2 protein-coding genes are annotated in these 2,962 nt (G+C 67.8%); both read left to right on the top strand.

The features are described from left to right. On the top strand, positions 1-2,021 hold a 2,021-nt coding region (locus tag AC2VON_RS21020; RefSeq protein WP_486954648.1), incomplete at its 5' end, for a polyribonucleotide nucleotidyltransferase. Continuing rightward, positions 1,999-2,962, top strand: a 964-nt coding sequence (locus tag AC2VON_RS21025) for a M16 family metallopeptidase (protein WP_486954649.1), incomplete at its 3' end; no start/stop codon positions are given. The genes AC2VON_RS21020 and AC2VON_RS21025, both read left to right, overlap by 23 nt.

Raw genomic sequence — 2,962 nt, forward strand, 5'->3', positions numbered from 1 at the left:
TCCTGACCTGCCGGCTCACCGACCGCCCGCTGCGCCCGTCGTTCGTCGCCGGCCTGCGCAACGAGATCCAGGTCGTGGTGACCGTCATGAGCTTGGATCCCAAGGACCTCTACGACGTGCTGGCGATCAACGCCGCATCGGCGTCCACCCAACTGGCCGGGCTGCCGTTCTCCGGCCCGGTCGGTGCGGCGCGGGTGGCACTGATCGACGGCACCTGGGTGGCGTTCCCCACCGTCGAGCAGCTGGAACGAGCGGTGTTCGACATGGTGCTGGCCGGCCGTACCCTCGATGACGGTGACTCGAAATCTGACGTGGCGATCATGATGGTGGAAGCCGAGGCCACCGGCAACGCCATCGAACTCATCGCGGACGGTGCACAGGCACCGACGGAAACCGTTGTGGCCGAAGGTCTGGAGGCCGCCAAGCCGTCCATCGCAGCGCTCTGCGCCGCCCAGCGTGAACTGGCCGACGCGGCTGCTAAACCGACCAGCGAATACCCACTGTTCCCGGACTACGGTGACGACGTATACGACGCGGTATCCTCCACGGCTGCCGATGATCTGGCCGCCGCGCTGACCATCGCCGGCAAGGTCGAACGCAACCAGCGCATCGACGAGATCAAGGCCGGGTTACTCGAACGGCTGACTGGAACCACTCAAACCTCGGAAGCCTCGGGAACCTCGGAAACCTTTGCCGGGCGCGAGAAGGAGATCGGTGCCGCGTTTCGCGCGCTGACCAAAAAGCTCGTGCGCCAGCGGATCCTGGCGGACCACTTCCGCATCGACGGGCGCGGCATCACCGACATTCGTGCCCTGTCGGCGGAGGTGTCGGTGGTGCCCCGAGCGCACGGCAGCGCCCTGTTCGAACGCGGCGAAACCCAGATCCTCGGGGTGACCACGCTGGACATGATCAAGATGTCCCAGCAGATCGACTCACTGGGACCGGAGAAAACCAAGCGCTACATGCACCACTACAACTTCCCGCCGTACTCCACCGGCGAGACCGGCCGGGTCGGCTCGCCGAAGCGCCGCGAAATCGGACACGGCGCACTCGCCGAGCGGGCGCTGGTGCCGGTGCTGCCCAGCGTCGAGGACTTCCCGTACGCCATCCGTCAGGTGTCGGAAGCGTTGAGCTCCAACGGATCGACCTCGATGGGATCGGTGTGCGCCTCCACGCTGGCATTGCTGAACGCCGGGGTGCCGCTGAAGGCGCCGGTCGCCGGTATCGCGATGGGCCTGGTCTCCGACGACGTGACCGCCGAGGGTGGCGGCACAGAGCGCCGGTTCGTCGCCCTGACCGACATCCTCGGTGCCGAGGACGCGTTCGGCGACATGGACTTCAAGGTCGCCGGCACCCGAGACTTCGTCACCGCGCTGCAGCTGGACACCAAGCTGGACGGCATTCCGTCGCAAGTGCTGGCTGGGGCGCTGGCGCAGGCCAAAGACGCCCGGCTGACCATCTTGGAGGTGATGGCCGAGGCCATCGACGGGCCCGACGAGATGAGCCCGTACGCGCCGCGGGTCACCACAATCAAGGTGCCAGTGGACAAGATCGGCGAGGTGATCGGGCCGAAGGGCAAGATCATCAACGCGATCACCGAGGAGACCGGCGCGCAGATCTCCATCGAGGACGACGGCACTGTCTTCGTCGGCGCCACCGACGGGCCATCCGCGCAGGCCGCGATCGACAAGATCAACGCGATCGCCAATCCGCAGCTGCCCAAGGTAGGCGAGCGGTTCCTCGGCACCGTGGTCAAGACCACCGACTTCGGTGCGTTCGTGTCGCTGTTGCCCGGCCGCGACGGACTGGTGCACATCTCCAAACTCGGCAGGGGCAAGCGAATCGCTCACGTCGAAGACGTGGTCAACGTCGGCGACAAGCTGCGGGTGGAGATCGCCGACATCGACAAACGGGGCAAGATCTCGCTGCTGCCGGTCGCCGATGACTCGGCCGTTTCAGCAGGTTCAGCCGAAGCAGCCCCGGCCGCGGGGTCTGCTGATGCCGCGACCGCCGGGAGCTGACGCGGGCGCCCTGCGCCACGTCAGGCACACCGCACAGCCGTCCGCGGTGGTGCGCCGTACCACCTTGCCCGGCGGACTGCGGGTGGTCACCGAATACATGCCGTCCGTGCGTTCGGCGTCGGTGGGCGTCTGGGTCGGTATCGGGTCACGCGACGAGTCCGCCACCGTCGCCGGCGCCGCGCACTTCCTGGAGCATCTACTGTTCAAGGCCACCCCGACCCGCACCGCGGCGGGGATGGCGCAGGCGATGGACGCCGTCGGCGGCGAACTCAACGCCTTCACCGGCAAGGAGCACACCTGCTACTACGCCCACGTGCTCGACGCCGATCTGGATTTGGCCGTCGACCTGATCAGCGACGTGGTGCTCAACGGCTGCTGCGCCGCCGACGACGTCGAACTCGAACGCGACGTCGTCCTGGAGGAGATCGCGATGCGCGACGATGATCCCGAGGATGCGCTCGGTGACGTGTTTCTGTCGGCCCTGTTCGGCGACCATCCGCTCGGACGACCGGTGATCGGCAACGTCGCATCGGTGTCGGCGATGACCCGTGCCCAACTGCACTCGTTTCACCTGCGTCGCTACACCCCGGAGCGGATGGTGGTGGCGGTGGCCGGCAACGTCGAGCACGACGCGGTGGTGTCGATGGTGCGTGAGCGGTTCGGGCCGCGACTGGTCCGCGGGCGCCGGCCGGTCGCACCGCGCAAGGGCACCGCGCGGGTGCCGGGCGGCCCCGCGTTGACGGTGGTCGACCGGGACATCGAGCAGACCCACATGTCGCTCGGCGTGCGCGCCCAAGGCCGCTACCGGCCGCACCGCCACGCGCTGTCGGTGCTCAACACGGTACTCGGCGGCGGGATGAGTTCGCGCCTGTTCCAACAGGTCCGGGAAGCCCGCGGCCTGGCGTACTCGGTGTACTCGTCGGTGGACATCTTCGCCGAGG

Source organism: Mycobacterium sp. TH-M82, assembly GCF_057473605.1.